A 19,335-nucleotide genomic window follows, 5' to 3' on the forward strand; every position below is an offset into this window, starting at 1 on the left:
AATTATATCCTTTAATGCGTAGAATTTTATTGATAATACTATTGTGTATGGCAAGTACTGCCTATGCACAATCCGAGAATAACTGCAAGGCTGTACAGTTGACATGCGAACATCTGGTCAATCCGTTAGGCATTGACGCATCCCACCCGAGATTAAGCTGGCGCCTTGAAGACCGGCGAAAGGGCGCCCTACAGCAAGCTTATCAGATTCTTTTAGCGCAAGATTCCCTTGAATTGTTACACGGGGCAAAAGCGCATTGGGACAGTGGAAAGCAGCTAAGTTCGGCGATGTTGGTGCACTATAATGGTACCGAGTTAATGCCGCGGACAAAATACTTTTGGAGAGTAAAAGTATGGGACCGAGACGGTATTTCCAGCGTTTCAGCAATAGCATCTTTCGAGACTGGAATGATGGGGAAGGATCTTTGGACAGGAAAATGGATCAGTGACAATAAAGATATCAATGCGCGCAACGCTCCGTATTTTAGGACTGAATTCACTATCAAAAAGCGGATAAAATCGGCTCGTGCTTATGTTGCCGCTGCCGGATTATATGAGCTTTCTATTAATGGCGTGCGCATTGGAGACCACCGTCTTGATCCTATGTATACGCGATTTGATCGAAGAACACTGTATGTGGTAGAGGATGTTACCGGACAACTACAACAAGGTGCGAATGCGATTGGCGTAGTTTTGGGGAATGGCTGGTATAATCACCAGCCACTGGCGGTTTGGAATTTTCATCAAGCCCCGTGGCGGGCCCGGCCAACATTCTGTTTGGAGCTTAAAATCGAGTATACAGACGGTACGTGGGAGACGGTCGTTTCGGATAAGCAGTGGAAAACAGCTACCGGTCCAATTATCTATAACAATATTTATACGGGTGAGCATTACGATGCTCGACTTGACATGCCCGGCTGGGACAAACCTAAATATGATGATTCAACTTGGCAGGCTGTTCAGTACAGAAATGGGCCATCTGCACATGTCGTTTCCCAACAGATGGTACCGATTCGGCTCGTGAAGTCCTATAAGCCCAAATCAGTGACAAAGATAGACCAACGTACTTATGTTTTCGATATGGGTCAGAATATGGCTGGAATTACAAAAATTAAAGTCAAAGGAGCTGCAGGGACTATGCTACATATCAAGCATGGTGAACGATTGTCGGCAGATGGGCGTCTTGATCTGTCCAATATCGATGTTTATTATCTTGGCGATAAGGAAACTGAACCATTTCAGACGGATATACTAACTTTAAGTGGTCGCGATGATGAGTTTATGGCTAAATTTGGTTATAAAGGCTTTCGTTATGTCGAGGTTAGCAGCAGCACAGAGATAGCTTTGGATAGTTCTGCTGTAACTGCCTATTTTATGCACAGCGATGTTCAACCTATCGGACAGCTTAAAACATCCTCTGAATTGATTAACAAACTATGGAAAGCGACCAACAATGCCTATTTATCGAATTTGATGGGCTATCCTACAGACTGCCCGCAACGCGAAAAAAATGGTTGGACAGGGGATGGTCACCTCGCGATTGAAACTGCCCTGTATAATTTTGACGGTATTACAGTTTATGAAAAATGGCTGGCCGATCATCGTGACGAGCAACAAAAGAATGGCGTATTACCAGATATTATTCCAACGGGTGGATGGGGGTATGGTACTGCAAATGGTCTTGACTGGACAAGCACCATCGCTATTATCCCCTGGCAGATCTATCAGTTTTATGGTGATCCGCGCGCATTGGAAGAATGCTACGATAATATTAAACGCTATGTGGATTATGTAGACGGCATCAGCCCTTCTGGACTTACCACTTTTGGACGCGGAGATTGGGTGCCTGTTAAGGCTCAGTCCAATCTGGAACTGACGTCATCTGTTTATTACTATGCTGATGCGACCATTTTGGCTGCAGCGGCAAAGTTGTTTGGAAAAACGGCAGACCATCAAAAGTATGATCAACTTAGTAAAAGAATTAAGAAGGCGATTAATGCGAGATTTTTGAATGTTTCTAATGGAATTTATAACAATGGAACACAGACGGAATTGAGTGTACCGCTCTATTGGGGAGTTGTACCGGAAGAAATGAAAGCGAGGGTGGCGGCCAATCTAAATAGGAAAGTTGAAGAGGCTAACTTTCACTTAGACGTGGGCGTATTGGGGGCAAAAGCTTTATTAAATGCATTGAAAGATAATGGGTATGGGGTGACCGCGTATAAAGTTGCGGTACAAGATACCTATCCGTCCTGGGGATGGTGGATTGTCAATGGGGCGACTACATTGCTAGAGAACTGGGATTTAAAAGCAACTCGGGATATTTCGGACAACCACATGATGTTTGGTGAAATTGGTGGCTGGTTCTTTAAATCTATCGGCGGGATTCTTCCTGATCCCGAACAACCTGGATTCAAAAACATCCTGTTGAAGCCTATTTTTCCTCAGGAATTGAAAGAATCATCGATTTCTTACGAATCACCCTATGGTAAAATTTTATCTCATTGGAAATTAAGTGGTAATAAGATTGTATATGATGTTCAGATACCTCCAAATGCGACTGCGACATTTTATCCTCCAACGAATGTAAGCAATGGTAATATCATTGCATTAAAGGCTGGTAAACATCGGTTTGAATTGGAGCTCAAGTAACATTTTAGTGGTATCAATCCTATTGTATTTGTTTGATGCCAATAAAAATATTTTATATTTGGAAGATATACGTGTAACGATTTCACCTTTTTAAAATCATCTTCCACTATAGGGAATGGAGTCAATCGTATCAAAATGAAATTTTCATCTTTTGGAAACTTGTCGTCATTAGGTGCAACTAAAAATAGAATAGATTTAAAGGTATCGTTTGTTGGGTAAATTGACTGTATAAGTTATTAACATGACGAGGACAGGGATACTAGCTAGATAATTTATAAAATGGATACAAAATATCAAATAATTGATACAGCAAAATGGAAGCGAAGAGAGCATTTCGAGATTTACCGTGGGGATGTAAAATGTGGATTTAGCCTCACAGTTAAGCTCGATATATCGGCGGTGGTCCAATTTGTAAAAATGCGCGATTATAAGTTCTATCCTGTCATAATTTATCTCCTTTCGAGAGCAGTGAACCAACATGATGAATTTAAAATGGCAATGAGAGGTAGCGAATTAATTTGTTGGGACAGGGTTGACCCTATTTACACCATACTGCATAAAGAAGCAGAAACTTTTTCGGCGTTGTCAGTAGGATATCAGGAACACTTAGCCTCTTTCCTGCAGGATTACAAGCATGTTCTTGAAAAATGCAGTGATAGCAAGCTATTTTTTCCTGAAAAACCGCCAGAAAATCATTTTAATATTTCTGCTCTTCCGTGGATTCATTTTGATAGTTTCAATCTTAATGTTGCAGATTTTAGCAATTATTTTTCACCAACATTTACGATTGGAAAATAAAAGATTGAAGGAGATAAGGCACTAATGCCATTGGCTATACAGGTACATCATGCCGTATGTGATGGTCTGCATGTTGCTAAGTTTATTGATACGCTTGAGGCACTTTTTCAGGACGTCGCGTCTTTTTAGTTGAACGAAACTCGACATCCCATAGGGTTATTTCAGTCGCATATAGTTTAATAGTATTCTTCGTTTACTAGTTGTAAATTTTTTTTTTATTTTTTTTGTATATTTAGTATATTTTTAAACCAAATAATCTTCCCATTGTTATTTTAATAGTATGCTGGCAATGGGCATCAAATTGGATTTTGAAATTTAGATTCAAATGAAATATACATTATATAGGGAACAACAATTAGCTTGCGATATAGCACGCGCTTGGACTTTTTTTTCATCTCCACAGAATCTTGCTCAGATAACACCTAAAGACATGGGTTTTGTGGTTGTTTCGGAATTTAATGGCGAAGAAATTGTAGAGGGTATGGTCATCGATTATTTAGTATCTCCAATTTTTCGAATTCCGTTAAAGTGGAAGACCAAAATAACGCAAGTGGAAAAGTATAAGAGTTTTACTGATTTTCAATTAAAGGGGCCTTATCGATTTTGGAATCATTTTCATGAATTTATTCCAAATGAAAAAGGCGTGTTGATGAAAGATACTGTTGAGTATGAATTGCCCTTCGGAATATTGGGTACAGTTGCGCACGGTATGTTTGTCAAAAAGAAATTAAATCAAATTTTTGATTATCGTTATGAGATTCTAGAAGAGCTATTTAATCGTCATAAAAAGGTATGATAGCTACTCTTTAATCGCTTATCGATCGGTTATAAACTACTAAATTAGCCCTTATTAACATTATTTTACAGCTTATATAATGAAAAAAATCTACCAAATAGTCAATGCAGTTGTTTTCGTCATTACTGTAGTTATCAATTACTTATCCAATACCGGTATTTTTAACGGAGAAACGATGGCAACGATATCAGCTAAGTATCAAAACCTTTTTACACCGGCTGGGTATGCTTTCTCCATTTGGGGCTTGATATATCTGGGCTTGTTAGGGTTTGTGGTCTATTTTGGCCCATTATTAAAACTGACAAGAGAAAAGGAAGAGGTGATCTTAAAAGTAGGGTGGTGGTTTTTGGTCTCTTGTTTGGCAAATTGTTTATGGGTGATTACCTGGTTGTATGACTATACGTCTGTGACCATTTTTTTGATGCTCCTGCTGTTTGTATCGTTGTTGCGAATAGTTGAAAATACTCGGACTATTGCTTTTCAATCAAACCTCAAAAAACTTGTCTTTTTAAAGCTGCCTTTCCATCTGTATGCCGGGTGGATTTCTGTCGCTTTAATTGCCGACGCTGCGGCCTATCTTACAAAGATCGGTTGGGACGGGTTTGGGTTATCTGCAACGCTATGGACAATTATCATGTTTGTAGTCGCGCTAATTATTCATTTACTAATGATTTGGCAACGTCGTATGCCCGTATTTGGACTTGTATCTGCCTGGGCTTTGATTGCAATTGCAGTGGCAAATAAGGGAACGAATAGCATCGTATATGCAGCGGCGATCGTCGTAGCCATTATTGTTCTGCTAAATGTGTTTGTCTATAGTATTCGATATCGTAAACAGCTATTATTCTAGTAGTTAAATGGTAACTAAGGCATGTTAGCATGACCTCGACCGATGTTTTGTCGGTCGAGGCTTGAGATTGTTTTATTAATTTTCAATTTTCTGCCTTATATTTTTCATCAGCAAGCAATTCTTCCACACAGATTTTGCCGAATTTGTCCGCGGCCAGCGGACTGTCTGCGGTAATCAGCTTCCGGTCAACATGACAATCGCCGCTAATTTTTTTATTTAAGATTTCAACCCCCAGCTGTTTAAGTTTCTCCCCATACAACCAAGGCATTTCTCCCGGCTGGTATCCACTTTGTGGAAGAATGAGATCCATTTCGTCAGGAAATGAATTGATTTTATATCCTTTATATGGAAAATCATTCTCACCAATACCTTGTGCAGCAGATAAGAGAGCTGCGGGCCCATGGCATATTGTCAGCATAAATTTATCTTCGGCTATTACCCATTTAATCAGCTCTTTTACATCGTTATTCTCGGGAAGGCCGAGCATTGCGCCATGTCCTCCGGGGATGAACACAGCGACATAGTCCACATAAGATTTGGTTGTGTCTGCTACAAAATCCTGGAGACTGTGTGGGTTTGAAAATTGTGTATTGTATTTTTCCAGAATTTTACCAATATGTTCGTCTTCATAAGGCATTGCCCACATCTCAAATTTTACAGTGCCGCCGGTTGGCGTATAGAAATCCACGTCAAATCCGGCTTGATCAAAATGAAGAATAGGTACGAGTGTTTCAACGGGATGATTGCCGGTAGAAAATTTCTTGCCATTTTTCATGGTCATATAACGTTCCTCCGTACAAAGCACAAGGATTTTTTTTCTTGTATCTTTGTTGCCTTCATCATATTTTTTCTTACTATAGTCGGTTTTTGTAGTGACCATTGCTTTTCTGGAAAAAAAAGAAGGCTCATAGCCCAGGCCGTCAAATACTGGCTCTTTGCTCAAATCTTTTGAAAATAATGACATAATGTATGTATTGTTTATGGTGTATAAATTAATCTTATTCATGCTACTATATGTTTCTGCCAGCTTATCGTTCTATTACTATCCAAAACGGCCTACACAGCGCTGTGGAGAAAATGACACATCTGCATGATCTTATAAGATAACAAATCTTGAGGCCATGCTGTTTTGTTTAAAAATTGATATGAATTTTAAATACATCAACACCAATCTATAACACATACAAAAGCTCTTTTTTAGTTTAATTTAATACTAATACTTTGTCCTAAATGTCTTTAAATTGATTTTTTCTGAAAATCATCAACTAATTTGGTTTATTATTAAACTATTTTGTTCGCTTGCTTGTTTGTAAATCAAAAGATTAAAAAATTATAATTATGAAATTCAACAAGAACATCAAACGACTCTCGAGTATGGCATCAGCCTTAATGGTATTCTCGATGATTACAGTGTCATGTAGTAAAGACGATGACAAGCAGATGGAAACAACAGGAACAATCTCTGCGATGGTATCCATGAACAAGGATTATTCCATATTAGCCTCTGCCGTGACAAAGGCTGGTCTGGGCGAAACACTTTCCTCAACAGGACCATTTACAGTATTTGCTCCAAATAATGCTGCTTTCGAAAGCTCAGGGATGACTTCGGCAGATATTAGTAGCATGTCTGCAGAAAGCTTGAAATCCGTTTTGTTGTATCATACATTATCCGCTAAAGTAGTTGCTTCTAGCGTACCCGCCGGTCCAAATGCGGAAGTAAAGACAGCAAACGGAAGCAATGTTTACGTTACTAAAAATAGTAAGGGTGTATTTGTCAATGGCTGGGCAGTAACAGCGCCAGATATGATGGCTACGAATGGTGTCATACATGGTATTTCTCATGTACTTATGCCCGCAACAAAAAACATTGTAGAACTTGCGACCGCTAATAGTGATCTATCTTTCTTAGTTGCTGCGGTGTTGAGAGCAAGTCAAGGAACTACAAATGTTGCTCAAGTGTTGAGTGGATCAGGGCCCTATACTGTTTTCGCGCCTACAAATCAGGCTTTTATAAACGCGGGTTTTACCACAATAGCTTCAATTAATCAAGCTGATCCCGCAGCGCTTACGAAGATTCTAACCTATCACGTTCTTTCAGCTAGGGCTTTCTCTTCTGATCTTTCAGATGGACAGATGCTAAGTACCTTAAACGGTGAAAAAATCACTGTGAAATTGTCTGGAAAGGCAATGCTTAAAGGTAAAAGTAATACCAGTGAGTCCACAATAACTGGCGTAAACATGCTGGCAACAAACGGTGTTGTCCATGTCATTGATCAAGTTCTTCTTCCTTAATTTAGCGTTATGCTAGATGCTAGTTTGGCCGCAGAGAATTTCATTCTTTGCGGCCAAACCATTTTATATGCAAGCTGTCCTTCTTGATTCGATTGTGTTGGGAATTCTCTGGAATGAAATCAGAACCCGATCTTTTTTAGATCGGCTATTGCTAAAAAATAGAATTCGATACATTTATAGAGTTGTGATTCTTAAGGAATAATTTATTGGAAAACCGAATACATATACAATCCGACTGGAGGCTATTTATAAGAAATTTGGTGAATAGCAATGCTCAACGGATCAGAATTTAGCGGTCACTGTGTATACTTTATAAGTAGTCTATTCATAATTGAAAGGATTTACACTAATTTCAATCATTAGATTCTCAAAATAGCAATAAAATCCGAATGTTTTTCTGATTTTTTTGGGCGCTGACTCAATTTTTAGTTCTTCGTTGTCTTTTAAAAGTTCAAAAATGTTCTGGACTGCAATTTCGTCGTCTTGATAAAACCCGATATGGAAATTCTTAGGATATTGTGGTAGATCTTTCTCATTGTTCAACTCTTGTCCCCAAATCACAACTACAAAATTATTATTATCCCTTAGTACCGCCATTTTACTATTGCGGTTGACCACTAAATTGAACTTGAAATTATCAGTCAATAAATTAACGGCTTTATCGACATCTTTTACGACAAGATTGATATGATTAATACTCATTGATTTGTTTGATTTTCAGACAAAGTTAGCGATCGGCTAATACACTCAATTGGATAAATCGGTCGTTTTCATTTTTATTGAGTATCGTTGGTTTTACACCTGAGAATTTCTTTACCTGTCGAATGAAATGGGATTGGTCCACATAATTGAGCTCCGGATAAAATATTCCCAATTTCAATTGTTTTAGAGAATTGGAAAAACGAATAATATTGATGTAAGATTTTAATGGAATCCCAAACCAGTGGTGGAAATAACGGTTCATCTGCCTGCTGCTCCAAATAACCTTATTAGACAATTCTTCTACTGTCGTTTCCCCTTTTGATCGGTAAATATGTTCGAATAGTTTTTTTTTCCTTACATCTATCTCGTTTTCAAATTGCTTTTCGAATATTTTACAGGCTTTCGTGTAAAAGTTTCCGAAATCTGAAAGATCATTTTTGCTAAATCCCAAATAATCATTAGGTAATACTAGCGTTTGGTTTCTTAATTTGTCGAAAGGCTGCTTAAAAATATACTCAGCGGCCAACGGATAAAAACTGATGGCAAACATCGTCGAATTCGGATAGGGAGGTTTCAAAATGGGTTTATCACATACTCCGGATATGAAGATCTGAAAACTATTGTTTTCTTCCATCAGGAGAAATAAATCTATTTTTCCATCAGGTATAATAATTCCCTCATCTATCTTATCCGAATGATTTTTCAACATCCAAATACTCTCTACCATTGCAGTGAGTCGTGGAGACGGGGCTAAAGTTGCATATTCCAGTGCATTTTTTGATAAATTCATACTGATAATCCATACAAAACAACATGTTGCAAAGGTCATATCGGCATACACGTTTTTTATTAGCAAACGTAGTGTTGATAACAACCTAGTATCTTTTCAACAGCAATTTACAAATTAAATGCTTTTTCTGTTGAAATCGAATGTAACATTCCAAGTTAGCTTTAGTCATGCAAAAAAAAACAATTAGGTCAGCAATAGCGAGTCATATTTGATGTCTGGTTTCCTTAAACGCAATTCTTTAAAAACCTTTTCACTTTGACGTTTGTGTTATATCAAAATTAAATGCATCGCGAATTGAAATCTAGGATTTTTCAATCGCTAAAAGAAAAACGCTAAACAAAATACCATGGCAGATAACAAGTCTAAAAAAGGGAAATCCGACAGAAGCAAAGTAAGCGGATCAGAACAATACGAAATACAATATTTCAAGGATAAAATGGGGGTGAGCAGTCAAGCTGTTGTTGGCGCTATACGGGCGACCGGATCGAATGAAAGAAAAGTTCTTGAAGATTATTTGAAGAAACGGCACGGAAAATAAACGTTATTTTCAATATACTTAAATACAGTAGCTATGGGACTGTCTAAATATCGCGAAAAGCGTTCCGAGGAGAACACCCCAGAACCATTTGGAGGAAAGCCCAACGGAAAGGAACTTAGGTTTGTAATCCAGAAACATGATGCCTCACATCTACATTACGACTTTCGTCTTGAAATGGGCGGTGTTCTGAAAAGTTGGGCAGTTCCTAAAGGTCCATCATTGGATCCAAGTACCAAACGCCTCGCTGTGATGGTGGAAGATCATCCCTATGATTATCGAAATTTTGAAGGTTCGATCCCTAAAGGACAATATGGCGGAGGCACGGTTATCGTTTGGGATGAGGGACACTATGAACCGGCTGATGGGAGTGCTAAGGATATCTCCAAACAAGAAAAAGATCTCTTACATCAACTTCATGCTGGCAAGCTTAAATTTAAGCTTCACGGTAAAAAGCTTAAAGGCGAGTTTGCTCTTATTAAGGCTCATGGAAGAGGAGATAATGGTTGGCTTTTAATGAAGTTGGAGGATCAATATGCTAGCGATAAGGATATTACTGCAAGCGATAAATCAGTGATATCGGGTAAAACTATTCAGCAGATGGAAAGGTCTCCCAATAAAGTATATGGTGAAAATATCATTGAGAAAAACAGCACAGTAAAGGATAAACGTTCGACAAAAAACAAGGCATCCAAACTAATCAACGATCAGTTGGAAGCTGTTCCGAAGGATCGCGCTGAAAACAAGAAGAATCTTCAAACCTTATTAAAAAATGCGTCCACAAAGAGGTTCTATTCTCATATAGAGCCTATGCTCGCTACACTTGTGGATAAGCCGTTCGATGATGATGAATGGGTATATGAAGTCAAATGGGATGGCTACAGGGCTGTTGCTTTTATGAATAAGGGTGAAGTTGAACTAAAATCCCGTAATGATAAAAGCTATAATGAAAAATTCTATCCGCTCTACGAGCAATTGAAGACCCTTAAATTAGACGCCATTTTGGATGGAGAAGTGGTCGTTTTAGATAGAAATGGGACAGCTAGCTTTGGTGCGCTACAAAACTGGCGCAGTGAAGCGGATGGTGATCTCGTTTATTACGTTTTTGATATCTTATGGTATCAGGGCCAGGATTTGAAGGATATGACATTGCTTGAGCGTAAATCAATTTTAAAAGCAGTTCTTCCCAAGAACAACAGTATTCTGGTCAGCGAACACTTTGAAACTTCCGGAATTCATTTTCTGGAAGAGGCCAAGAAATTGGGGCTTGAAGGGATTATGGCAAAGCGGAAGGATAGTATATATCATGTTCACAACCGTTCCAAAGACTGGTTAAAAATTAAAGCGAACAAAAGGCAGGAAGTCGTCATAGCAGGTTTCACCCTGAATGATGATTCCAGTAAATTGTTCAGTAGTTTATTGGTCGGTGTTTATGAGGGGAAAAAATTGATTTATACCGGCAAAGTGGGTACTGGCTTCAATGTAAAACTTCAAAAGGAGATGATGGAACTATTTAAGCCGCTGATTGTTTCTAAGGCAGCTTTCTCTGAAGAACCCGACGTTAATAAGCCCTCGAGGTTTAGACCAAATCCGCCACATGCTACTGTGACATGGCTTAAACCAGAACTTGTATGCGAGGTGAGTTTTACGGAGTTAACCAGTGACGGTGTTATGCGTCATCCCTCGTTTAATGGCATGCGAGAAGACAAACGTGCCAAAAATATTGTTCTCGAAGATGAAGCTCCCACAGAAAAAATGGTCGATCATATGGAAGATAAAATCGTTTCGCCAAGAGTGAAGGGGCAGCGGAAGAGCCTCTTAAACCCCTCGGATAAGACTCAGGTCAGAAAGGTAAACAAACATGATTTGAAGTTTACCAATCTGGATAAGGTTTTTTGGCCGAAAGAGGGAATAACAAAAAGAGACTTGATCAACTACTATTATCAGGCAGCACCGTTTATATTGCCTTATTTGAAGGATAGGCCCCAAAGTATGAATCGATTTCCCAACGGAATTGAAGAAGACGGCTTCTACTTTAAGAACGTGACCGATACGGCACCAGACTGGGCCGAAACTTATCTTTACCACAGTGAAGCTGATGAAAAAGACCGCCATTATCTTGTTGGAAAGGATGACGCTACACTTCTTTATATGGCAAATCTCGGCTGTATAGAAATGAATCCGTGGAGTAGTACCGTGAAGAAGCCTGACAACCCATCGTTCTGTATTATAGACCTCGATCCGGATAAAAATTCTTTTGATCAGGTGATTGAGGCTGCACAGGTCACAAAGCACATATTGGATGATATGGGGGTATCGAGCTATTGTAAAACCAGTGGTTCCACGGGGCTTCACATCTATATCCCGCTAGGAGGGAAATATTCTTACGATCAATCCAAAGAGTTCGCGCGCGTTATCGTTACCCTAGTCCATCATGAGCTTCCTAAATTTACAAGCCTGGAGCGATCCATAAAAGATCGCGGGGGCAAAATGTATCTTGATTTTCTGCAGAATAGGCCTCACGCAACAATTGCGGCAGCCTATTCCGTTCGTCCTAAACCCGGAGCCACCGTATCGATGCCATTACACTGGGAGGAAGTGAAAAAAGGTTTAAAAATAAGTGATTTTCATATTCTAAACGCCATTGACAGGATGCGAAGTGAAGGCGATATCTTTAAACCAGTATTGGGGAAAGGTATCGATCTAAAAAGCATAGTGGATAAATTTGCTAAATAACAATTTCATTTTCAGTAATCTATAATTTAAAATTAATCATCATGAACGTAAAACGTTTTTTTGGAACAGTATTAACTGTTCTGGGTATTGTCGGTTTAATATATACCGGATATGAACTTATCAATAAAAGTGCTGCCTATACTACTTTAGGCGTAATTGGTGTATTGGGATTAATTTTCTTTTTCGCTGGTATAGGCCTTGTAAAGAATACCAAAGATGAGGCCTAATTATAAATCATTTTTATGAAACCGTTCCCAATTATTGGGAACGGTTTCATAAAATTTAATCCTAGCCTGTACGTAAAATCCTGCACGCCTTTATCTAATTTAGGATAACTGACGTCTCTATGTTCTTTTTCTCAGACATTTTAAACTTGAATGTTCTTGACTGAAATCACTAAAAAGTATGAAACTGAGGTATCAGCTTTAATGTTGGTAAATTATATAGCATGTTGCCGTTGGTCAATCTTAAAAAAATACAATTTCATGAAAATAAGGCGTTTTATTGCGTTGGCTATCTTAGGGCTTTATCCTGGGCTGTCAGCATCTCAGGTTCCCATACGCGCTATGGATGTGCGAATAGCAGAAAAAGTGTTTGATGTTACCTGGTACTTGGATCGGGTTGCTTCGTGGCAGTTGGACAGTATCGAACATAAGGGGCTACGTCATGCTGGCCGTGAATGGACTTCAGCAACCTTATTCACTGGCCTGATAGAGATGACAAAACATTCAGGTGGTGCACGTTATACCCGATATCTTGAATCTGTAGGCGAACAGTTTGATTGGAAAATGTATGCGGACAACTATCGGTATTATGCGGACAATTATTGTGTTGGGCAGCTGTATACCTGGAAGTATAATCGTGATAAAAATATTGATTACATCGCAGATTTCATCAGGTTGGCCGATACATTGGTAAGTCGTCCCCATAGCGAATCATTGGACTGGAAAAATAATATTGCACTTCGAGAGTGGGCTTGGTGCGATGCCTTATTTATGGGGCCACCGGCACTTTCGTCAATTTATAAAGTGACGGGCAATCTACAGTACCTTGATTTGGTAGACACTTTGTGGTGGAAGACGACAGATTATCTTTACAATACCAAAGAGCGTCTGTTCTATAGAGATCAAAGTTATTTTGATAAAAAGGAAAGCAATGGTGAAGATGTCTTCTGGTCTAGAGGAAATGGCTGGGTTTTGGCTGGGCTGGTTCGTGTATTGAATGATATGCCAAAAGATTACAAAAGTCGCCCGAGATGGGAAGACCTCTATCGTAACATGGTACAGCGGATTGCTTCCTTGCAACAGCATGACGGTTATTGGCGGACGAGCCTTTTGGATCCTGAGCGCTATCCAGCTAAGGAAACTAGCGGTACAGCACTATTTACCTATGCAATAGCATGGGGAATAAACAATAAATTAATTCCTTCAAAAGATTATGAGACTGTCGTATGGAACGGATGGAATGCACTCGTTGATGCGGTTCATCCCAATGGAAAGCTGGGCTATGTACAGCAAGTAGGCGAGGCTCCAGGCGAAGTAAACTACGATGATACCGAAATTTACGGCGTGGGCGCATTTCTTTTGGCTGGTAATGAGGTTTTGAAACTCGCAGAAAAAAGTAGCGCTACGGAAAAATAAATAATTGTAGGCAATAGGTAGGTAGGAAAATTGGTCGTGGCGAGGTCTACGGCCAATCATCCGAGCGAAAAGATGCTACAGGAATACCTTCAGTAGAATAAAGTTCTCCAAAACACCAGTCATGAAAAGCATAGCGCACCGCTACGGGCGTTTTTACCGCAGTTGACGTGACGGCAATACGGTCATTTTGCAGTACGGCTGTTGCTGGATGAAAGATTTGATCCGTGCCAGCGAGTTCAAATTGGGTTAATGATTTGCCATAGCTTGTGATGCCTAAGGGACAATGCTTCAATGAAACAAGTACTGTATCATGGAGGATGACGATTTTATCCAACGTTGGCGTTTGGTAAGCGATTCCTTTTTTTTGATAATGGCTACCCAATGCCCAGCTTGCCAATCGTTGTGCAACAACTGTTTTGTTGGCTGGATGAATGTTATGCATTTCACCTCCATCTATTGTAGTAACCATACCCGCATTGGACAAGCTGTCTTGCGTTTTGAGTTGCATTTCACGAAGGCGTGGTAATAAAGCTCCTTGTCCTTTGGCATATTGCATTGGGGCGATCTCTACATAGTAGAAAGGCCATTCTCCGATATCCCAACTTTTTCTCCAATCACGGATCATATTGGTTTGTAAAATGTTATAATCGTAATAATTATATCGATTTTGTTCGCCTTGGTACCAAATTACACCTGCAATTCGAAATCCGATTAGTGGACAGATCATCGCATGATAAAGATTGCCCGGCTGTTGATGGACTTGTTTTCCGATCGCTCTGTTGGGTAATTTTTGTTGTCTTAGTGATCTTTCTACAAGCGATGGCTTCATCCACGCTTCAATTGGTGAGCCACCCCAAGTGGTTTGAATAATGCCTATAGGCACATGAAGGTGCTGCTGGAGGTACTTTGCAAATTGGTAGCCCACCGCACTAAAATTAGCTACCGACGCCGCATTTGCTACAGACCAATTTCCGTTTACATCAAACGCTGCATTTTCGGCATGCGCTCTTTCTATTCGAAAGAGGCGAATCTGGTCATTGGGTGAAGCTAACAGCAATTCTGCTGCATGGCGAATAGGTTGGCCGTAATAGCCCTTCATGGGCATGTCCATATTGGACTGACCGGAGCATATCCAAACCTCACCGATCAAAACATCGTGCAATGTAATTTTCTCTTCCTGCTGTATTTGTATGTTATAAGGCCCACCGGCTTGTGGAGTTTCTATCCATAGCGACCAATTTCCATCTTGATCTTTAGCTGTTTTATAGCTCTTACCATCCCACGATGTTTTCACCTGTATTTCCTTTTTTGATGTGCTCTTCCCCCAGATCTTGACCTGACTTGATTGCTGCAGTACCATATTATCTGCAAAAAAATGTGGTATGGTTAACGCTGCGAAGCTGAGTTGATAGACGAATAAGCTGAATGTGAATGCGAGGATATATTTCATGTGTTGAACTTTTTATTCCGTGTAAGTGTTGCTATGCATCCGGCAATGATTAATACTACCAATCCTACAGCCATGACCATGTACGAGAACTGTGTAGTTAATGCTCCAAGAATCACGATTCCGATCCCGACTACTGCCATTGAAGCGGCAATAACCCTAATTCCAAATCGATTCTGCTGTTCGGTGTCGGCATTTCGTATATCGAAGTTTTGGGGAATGCACTTGTTATCATTCACTGACATAGGGACCAGGACATGTTGCGCCACTTGACCCGTTGAAAGATAGTACCATTCAAAAGCAGTTAATATAAGGATTGGGATGCCCATGCCGAATGTAGTTTCCATCGTTAAATTTAGTTTCAATCCCAAGGCGCCTGGCGCAATTGTTTTTAAAAATAGATTGACAAGCAATGAAACGATCGTGGCACATACGACGGAAAATCCGGTTTGTCTTTTTGAGAATAAGCTCCATATTATGGGAGCGAAGAGGGCACCGCCCGCGATGGATGCCGTGCTCAGTACTACATTGACGATCCCTCCGGCAGATGGTATCCACATAGCAATTAGGATAGTACCTATGCCAAAGATTAATGTAAATAATCTTGCTACGGTAATAACTGATTTTTCAGAAGCTTCGGGCCTGATTAAGTTTTTATATATATCTTGGGCAAACACTGTTGCAGCCATATTTATTGTGGTGTTCGCTTTACTCGATGTCGCCGATACCATCCCTGCCAAAACCAAACCGATAAGTCCTGCAGGCATCACCTTTTGGATAAGCATCATATAGGCGTCTTCCACCTCGAGTCCGGCCAGATTAGGATTGATAATGCGATAGATCATCGGCGGAAGCATCCAAATCAGTGGACAGATAAAGTATAAGATGCTAAAAATACCCGACACTTTTTTTGACTCTTTTGCCGACCCCACACTGGTATAGCGTTGTACATAGGACCAATTTCCGCCAAGATAAAATGTCTGGTATACAATAAAAGCCAGCATGAAGCCTATAGTATATTCTTCGTTAAAAGGTTTGAAAAAATCTTTGGGAGCCTCGCGGACCAAAGTTTGAAAGCCACCAATTTCACTGAAAGCAATTGGAATCACGATGACTACTGCAGCTGATAATATAACGAATTGTACCACATCCGTTACCAAGACGGCCCATAACCCACCCGCAGCGGTATACAAGATGATAATAAGTCCAATGATCACAATACACAGATTTACAGGTAAATCGGCCGCGACGTGAACCATCTTTCCTACGGGATAAAGAACTGCGGCGGTAGTGAATAAGCTTAAAAGCAAAGTCATATAGGTATAAAACTGCTTTTCCTTCTGACCAAAGCGTTTTCCAATATATTCTGCGGCAGTTGCCACACCTGTTTTTTTCCATCTTGAAGCGATAAAAAGGGTAACAAGCAGACCGCTAATAGCCATCGTCAGTTGAATGGCATTTGCGATTAGTCCATTTCGGTAAGCGATCGATCCCCAGACTACAAATGTACCTGCGGAAAAATAACTTATGAAAAGAGACAGTCCATTGATCCACCAGGGGGTTTCGCCTCCTGCTTCAAAAAAAGCTTGTCCAGTCTTACTTCCTACCCGTGTAAAAGTGAGCCCAATAGCAAAAATCAATAGGCTAAAAATGCCCATCACGATATAGTCTAACTGTATCATTCTATAGTTCTTTTAAAAGATCATTTATTTTTTTCGAAGCAACGAATATCAAATAGCGATGCCGGCACATGATCTGAGGGGTGCATCATTTGTATACTAAGACGTTCAGTGCGTATCGGTTCGGTGAAGGTAATCCGGTTTAATGTCCTAAAGTTATCAGATGTTGAATATATAATCTTACCTGAGGAATCTTTAATGGTATATGCGCGCACACAGAAAGGCATTATGTTTTCTGGGTGACTCATTAATACTGATTCCATGGCATGGTCAAAGTCGGTGTCAAACCACAGGTCAATGCGAGCGATTTCCTGCGGAGTGTCCCAATCGAGCACAACGGTAGGTGTTTTATCTTTAGGATTTGCAACCCAAGCATTTGTAGTCGTTACAGGTCTATTAACCCCATTTTTCAGTTGCTTACTTGCAAAAGTATCTAGTTGCTGTTTAAAGGTTACAGCTATATTTTGTCCATCGGGTCTGCGCTGTGGGCACCAGAATTCAAATTCGTCTACACCAACACTGGTAATTGGTATTTGCTTTCCATTGTTGGACACAGCTTTGTTAAAAGAGTTAAATACGGACATGACGCCTGTTACGCGTTGATCTGTATAACCCAATTGTATGTTAGGGTTAGATTGGAAAGTCAGAAAGACATATCCATCAGATGCTAATGGCGTATCAAAATTAAGGTCGATGGAAGTCGTTCCCTTGGTCAGGGGAATTGTGCGCGTTGCGAGGGTAATGTCTGGAGTGAAATTTCCAGCTTTCTCCGATATCCGTATCGATGCCTCCAAGACGGTATCTTGAAGTACTTGCAGGGCTAGTTGAAAAACCGGAAGTTTTCCTTTTTTCATGGGGAGCAGCTGCGCTGATGGTATCGTCAGCGGCTTCCATAAACAGACGTCACCAAAACCGGTAAACGGTAATTCACTGGAAGTACTGATTTGCGCCTGCAGTGCCAGATCATGCTCTTCGTGTAAGACCAAAGATGGAATATGCTGACCCTCTGCCATTAAACGTTGTTGAAGCTGTTTCATATGGTTGTCTAAGGTCAGTTGCCGTGGTAAAACCTGGAGTTCTTTGCAGAGAGCTGCTGCCATCCCTACAGCTTGACCGACATAAGCACAGGTTGCCATCACTCGCGTAGCTCCAAACGCCACATGGCTTACACTGATTAGACGTCCTGTCAGAAGTAGATTGCGAATATTTTTACTATATAGGCTTCTATAGGGGATATCGAATATTCCCTTGCTATGCCATTGGTTACAGCCTGGTAGTTCACTATATACGCCGTCGGCGGGATGTAAGTCGATGGACCAGCCGCCATATGCAACTGCATCTGGATGCTGACGCTGTTCGACGAGGTCCTGTTGTATCATCATATAGTCTCCTTCAAAACGCCTACTCTCACGTTTTCCAGGTATCATTCCTACCCATTCCAAGGTGAGTGTTTCGGATTCCGGAAAATTTCCGGAGTTTTTGATATAATTCCATACTCCATAGATGATTTTCCATAGTTCCCATTTAATGGTTTCCGTATCATGTACAGTATCCAAACGCCCGCCATACTCCACCCACCATAGTTTACAGCCATGTTCGTTCGCTTTAAACTGTTTAAATCGGGGGATTTGACTGATTTCTTTAAGAGCGAAGGCAGGAGGGATAAAAGAAACAGGGATCCCCGTATCCTTGGTATAGAAATATAAAGAATGGCCCAATAACTCGCCATATTCCTTACTTGGCGCCATACCTTCACCAAATTCCTCTCTACCTTCAGCGCCCATACGGAATGCAGCTCCTGCGAGAAAACCGACTATACCATCTCCAGATGCATCGCAGAATAAGGGTGAATGGAAGGTGTATAGGGTCGAATTCTGGCTACAGAAAGCACGTACACTTTCTATGTGGTCTGCAGCAGATTTTTCTACATGGTATACAGCTGTATTCAAAAAGAGACGAATGTTTTTTTCCTGATTTACTTTATCCATCAGGATCATATCCAAGATGATTGGGTTTCCTTGTGGATTGCGATAGGTGTTTTCGACCAGAATTTCGTCGATTACGCCACCTTCTCTGGACCATCGATTATTGTTTCCCATATGTGAGGTGGCTCCTAACATCCAAAGGCGAACTTCGCTGGAGGCATTGCCACCCAAAACGGGTCTATCTTGTATCAAGATTACGTTTAAACCTTGACGCGCAGCAGTAATGGCGGTGCAGATGCCCGACATCCCTCCACCTGTCACGATCAGATCGCTATCGTATTGGATATGTTTTAGATTTCTCTTTTCTTGCGTGTTACTAGTAATCATGGATATAACTGGAATTAAGTGCTATCATTCGTTAAGACCAAATTTATCCATTCTGAGTGTAGGAGCTGGTGCACTTTGCTGTTAAATTTCCATGGGAACGCTCCCTA

At 40.3% G+C, this 19,335-nt stretch carries 14 protein-coding genes and 1 pseudogene; 9 read left to right on the top strand and 6 right to left on the bottom strand.

Annotation, left to right across the window (positions count from 1 at the left end):
• The first annotated feature begins 47 nt into the window (after positions 1–47).
• The 4 genes and pseudogenes from QE382_RS10935 to QE382_RS10950 all read left to right on the top strand — a co-directional run bounded on the left by QE382_RS10935 (position 48) and on the right by QE382_RS10950 (position 5,095).
• A complete protein-coding gene (locus tag QE382_RS10935) occupies positions 48–2,651 on the top strand; it encodes an alpha-L-rhamnosidase (RefSeq protein ID WP_307185914.1) in 2,604 nt (867 codons plus the stop codon).
• 279 nt (positions 2,652–2,930) lie between these two features.
• A pseudogene (locus tag QE382_RS10940) lies at positions 2,931–3,578 on the top strand (CatA-like O-acetyltransferase).
• A 196-nt stretch (positions 3,579–3,774) separates the two neighbouring features.
• The gene (locus QE382_RS10945) at positions 3,775–4,245 is read left to right on the top strand and encodes an SRPBCC family protein (protein ID WP_307185915.1); all 471 of its coding nucleotides are present in this window, start codon (positions 3,775–3,777) and stop codon (positions 4,243–4,245) included.
• 79 nt (positions 4,246–4,324) lie between these two features.
• Positions 4,325–5,095 (top strand): TspO-related membrane protein, encoded by a 771-nt coding sequence (locus QE382_RS10950; RefSeq protein WP_307185916.1) that lies wholly within the window; start codon positions 4,325–4,327, stop codon positions 5,093–5,095.
• A gap of 82 nt (positions 5,096–5,177) precedes the next feature.
• On the opposite strand, the gene QE382_RS10955 is transcribed toward QE382_RS10950, so the two are convergent.
• Positions 5,178–6,059 carry a DJ-1/PfpI family protein gene (locus QE382_RS10955; RefSeq protein WP_307185917.1) on the bottom strand — a complete coding sequence of 294 codons (882 nt, stop codon included), beginning with the start codon at positions 6,057–6,059 and terminating at the stop codon, positions 5,178–5,180.
• Between the two features lie 374 nt (positions 6,060–6,433).
• On the opposite strand from QE382_RS10955, the gene QE382_RS10960 reads away from it, so the two are divergent.
• Positions 6,434–7,387: a fasciclin domain-containing protein gene (locus QE382_RS10960; protein ID WP_307185918.1), complete on the top strand. Its 954-nt coding sequence runs from the start codon at positions 6,434–6,436 to the stop codon at positions 7,385–7,387.
• Positions 7,388–7,708: 321 nt separating this feature from the next.
• Here the strand turns inward: QE382_RS10960 and QE382_RS10965 are convergent, their stop codons facing one another.
• Positions 7,709–8,089, bottom strand: a complete 381-nt coding sequence (locus QE382_RS10965) for a VOC family protein (RefSeq protein WP_307185919.1) — start codon at positions 8,087–8,089, stop codon at positions 7,709–7,711.
• A gap of 25 nt (positions 8,090–8,114) precedes the next feature.
• Complete coding sequence (locus QE382_RS10970; RefSeq protein WP_307185920.1) at positions 8,115–8,879, bottom strand: helix-turn-helix domain-containing protein; 765 nt, start codon at positions 8,877–8,879, stop codon at positions 8,115–8,117.
• Positions 8,880–9,225: 346 nt separating this feature from the next.
• Here QE382_RS10970 and QE382_RS10975 point away from each other — a divergent pair, with 346 nt between their 5' ends.
• The 4 genes from QE382_RS10975 to QE382_RS10990 all read left to right on the top strand — a co-directional run bounded on the left by QE382_RS10975 (position 9,226) and on the right by QE382_RS10990 (position 13,790).
• On the top strand, positions 9,226–9,417 hold the full coding sequence (locus QE382_RS10975) for a DUF3606 domain-containing protein (RefSeq protein WP_293953719.1): 192 nt from the start codon (positions 9,226–9,228) through the stop codon (positions 9,415–9,417).
• A 33-nt stretch (positions 9,418–9,450) separates the two neighbouring features.
• Positions 9,451–12,150 carry a DNA ligase D gene (ligD, locus tag QE382_RS10980; RefSeq protein WP_307185921.1) on the top strand — a complete coding sequence of 900 codons (2,700 nt, stop codon included), beginning with the start codon at positions 9,451–9,453 and terminating at the stop codon, positions 12,148–12,150.
• A gap of 41 nt (positions 12,151–12,191) precedes the next feature.
• Entirely contained in the window at positions 12,192–12,377 is a 186-nt protein-coding gene (locus tag QE382_RS10985) for a hypothetical protein (protein ID WP_209574231.1), read from the top strand.
• 258 nt (positions 12,378–12,635) lie between these two features.
• On the top strand, positions 12,636–13,790 hold the full coding sequence (locus QE382_RS10990; protein WP_307185922.1) for a glycoside hydrolase family 88/105 protein: 1,155 nt from the start codon (positions 12,636–12,638) through the stop codon (positions 13,788–13,790).
• Between the two features lie 46 nt (positions 13,791–13,836).
• Here QE382_RS10990 and QE382_RS10995 read toward each other — a convergent pair whose 3' ends face one another.
• From QE382_RS10995 to QE382_RS11005, 3 genes are read right to left on the bottom strand one after another with little or no spacing between them, the layout of a single operon-like run.
• A complete protein-coding gene (locus QE382_RS10995; RefSeq protein WP_307185923.1) occupies positions 13,837–15,240 on the bottom strand; it encodes a sialate O-acetylesterase in 1,404 nt (467 codons plus the stop codon).
• Complete coding sequence (locus QE382_RS11000) at positions 15,237–16,919, bottom strand: sodium:solute symporter family protein (RefSeq protein ID WP_307185924.1); 1,683 nt, start codon at positions 16,917–16,919, stop codon at positions 15,237–15,239. Before QE382_RS11000 ends, QE382_RS10995 begins: the two co-directional genes overlap by 4 nt.
• 20 nt (positions 16,920–16,939) lie before the next feature.
• The gene (locus tag QE382_RS11005; protein ID WP_307185925.1) at positions 16,940–19,228 is read right to left on the bottom strand and encodes an FAD-dependent oxidoreductase; all 2,289 of its coding nucleotides are present in this window, start codon (positions 19,226–19,228) and stop codon (positions 16,940–16,942) included.
• Between the last annotated feature and the right edge of the window lie 107 nt (positions 19,229–19,335).

The sequence above is a fragment of the Sphingobacterium zeae genome (assembly GCF_030818895.1).
Classification (GTDB): domain Bacteria; phylum Bacteroidota; class Bacteroidia; order Sphingobacteriales; family Sphingobacteriaceae; genus Sphingobacterium; species Sphingobacterium zeae.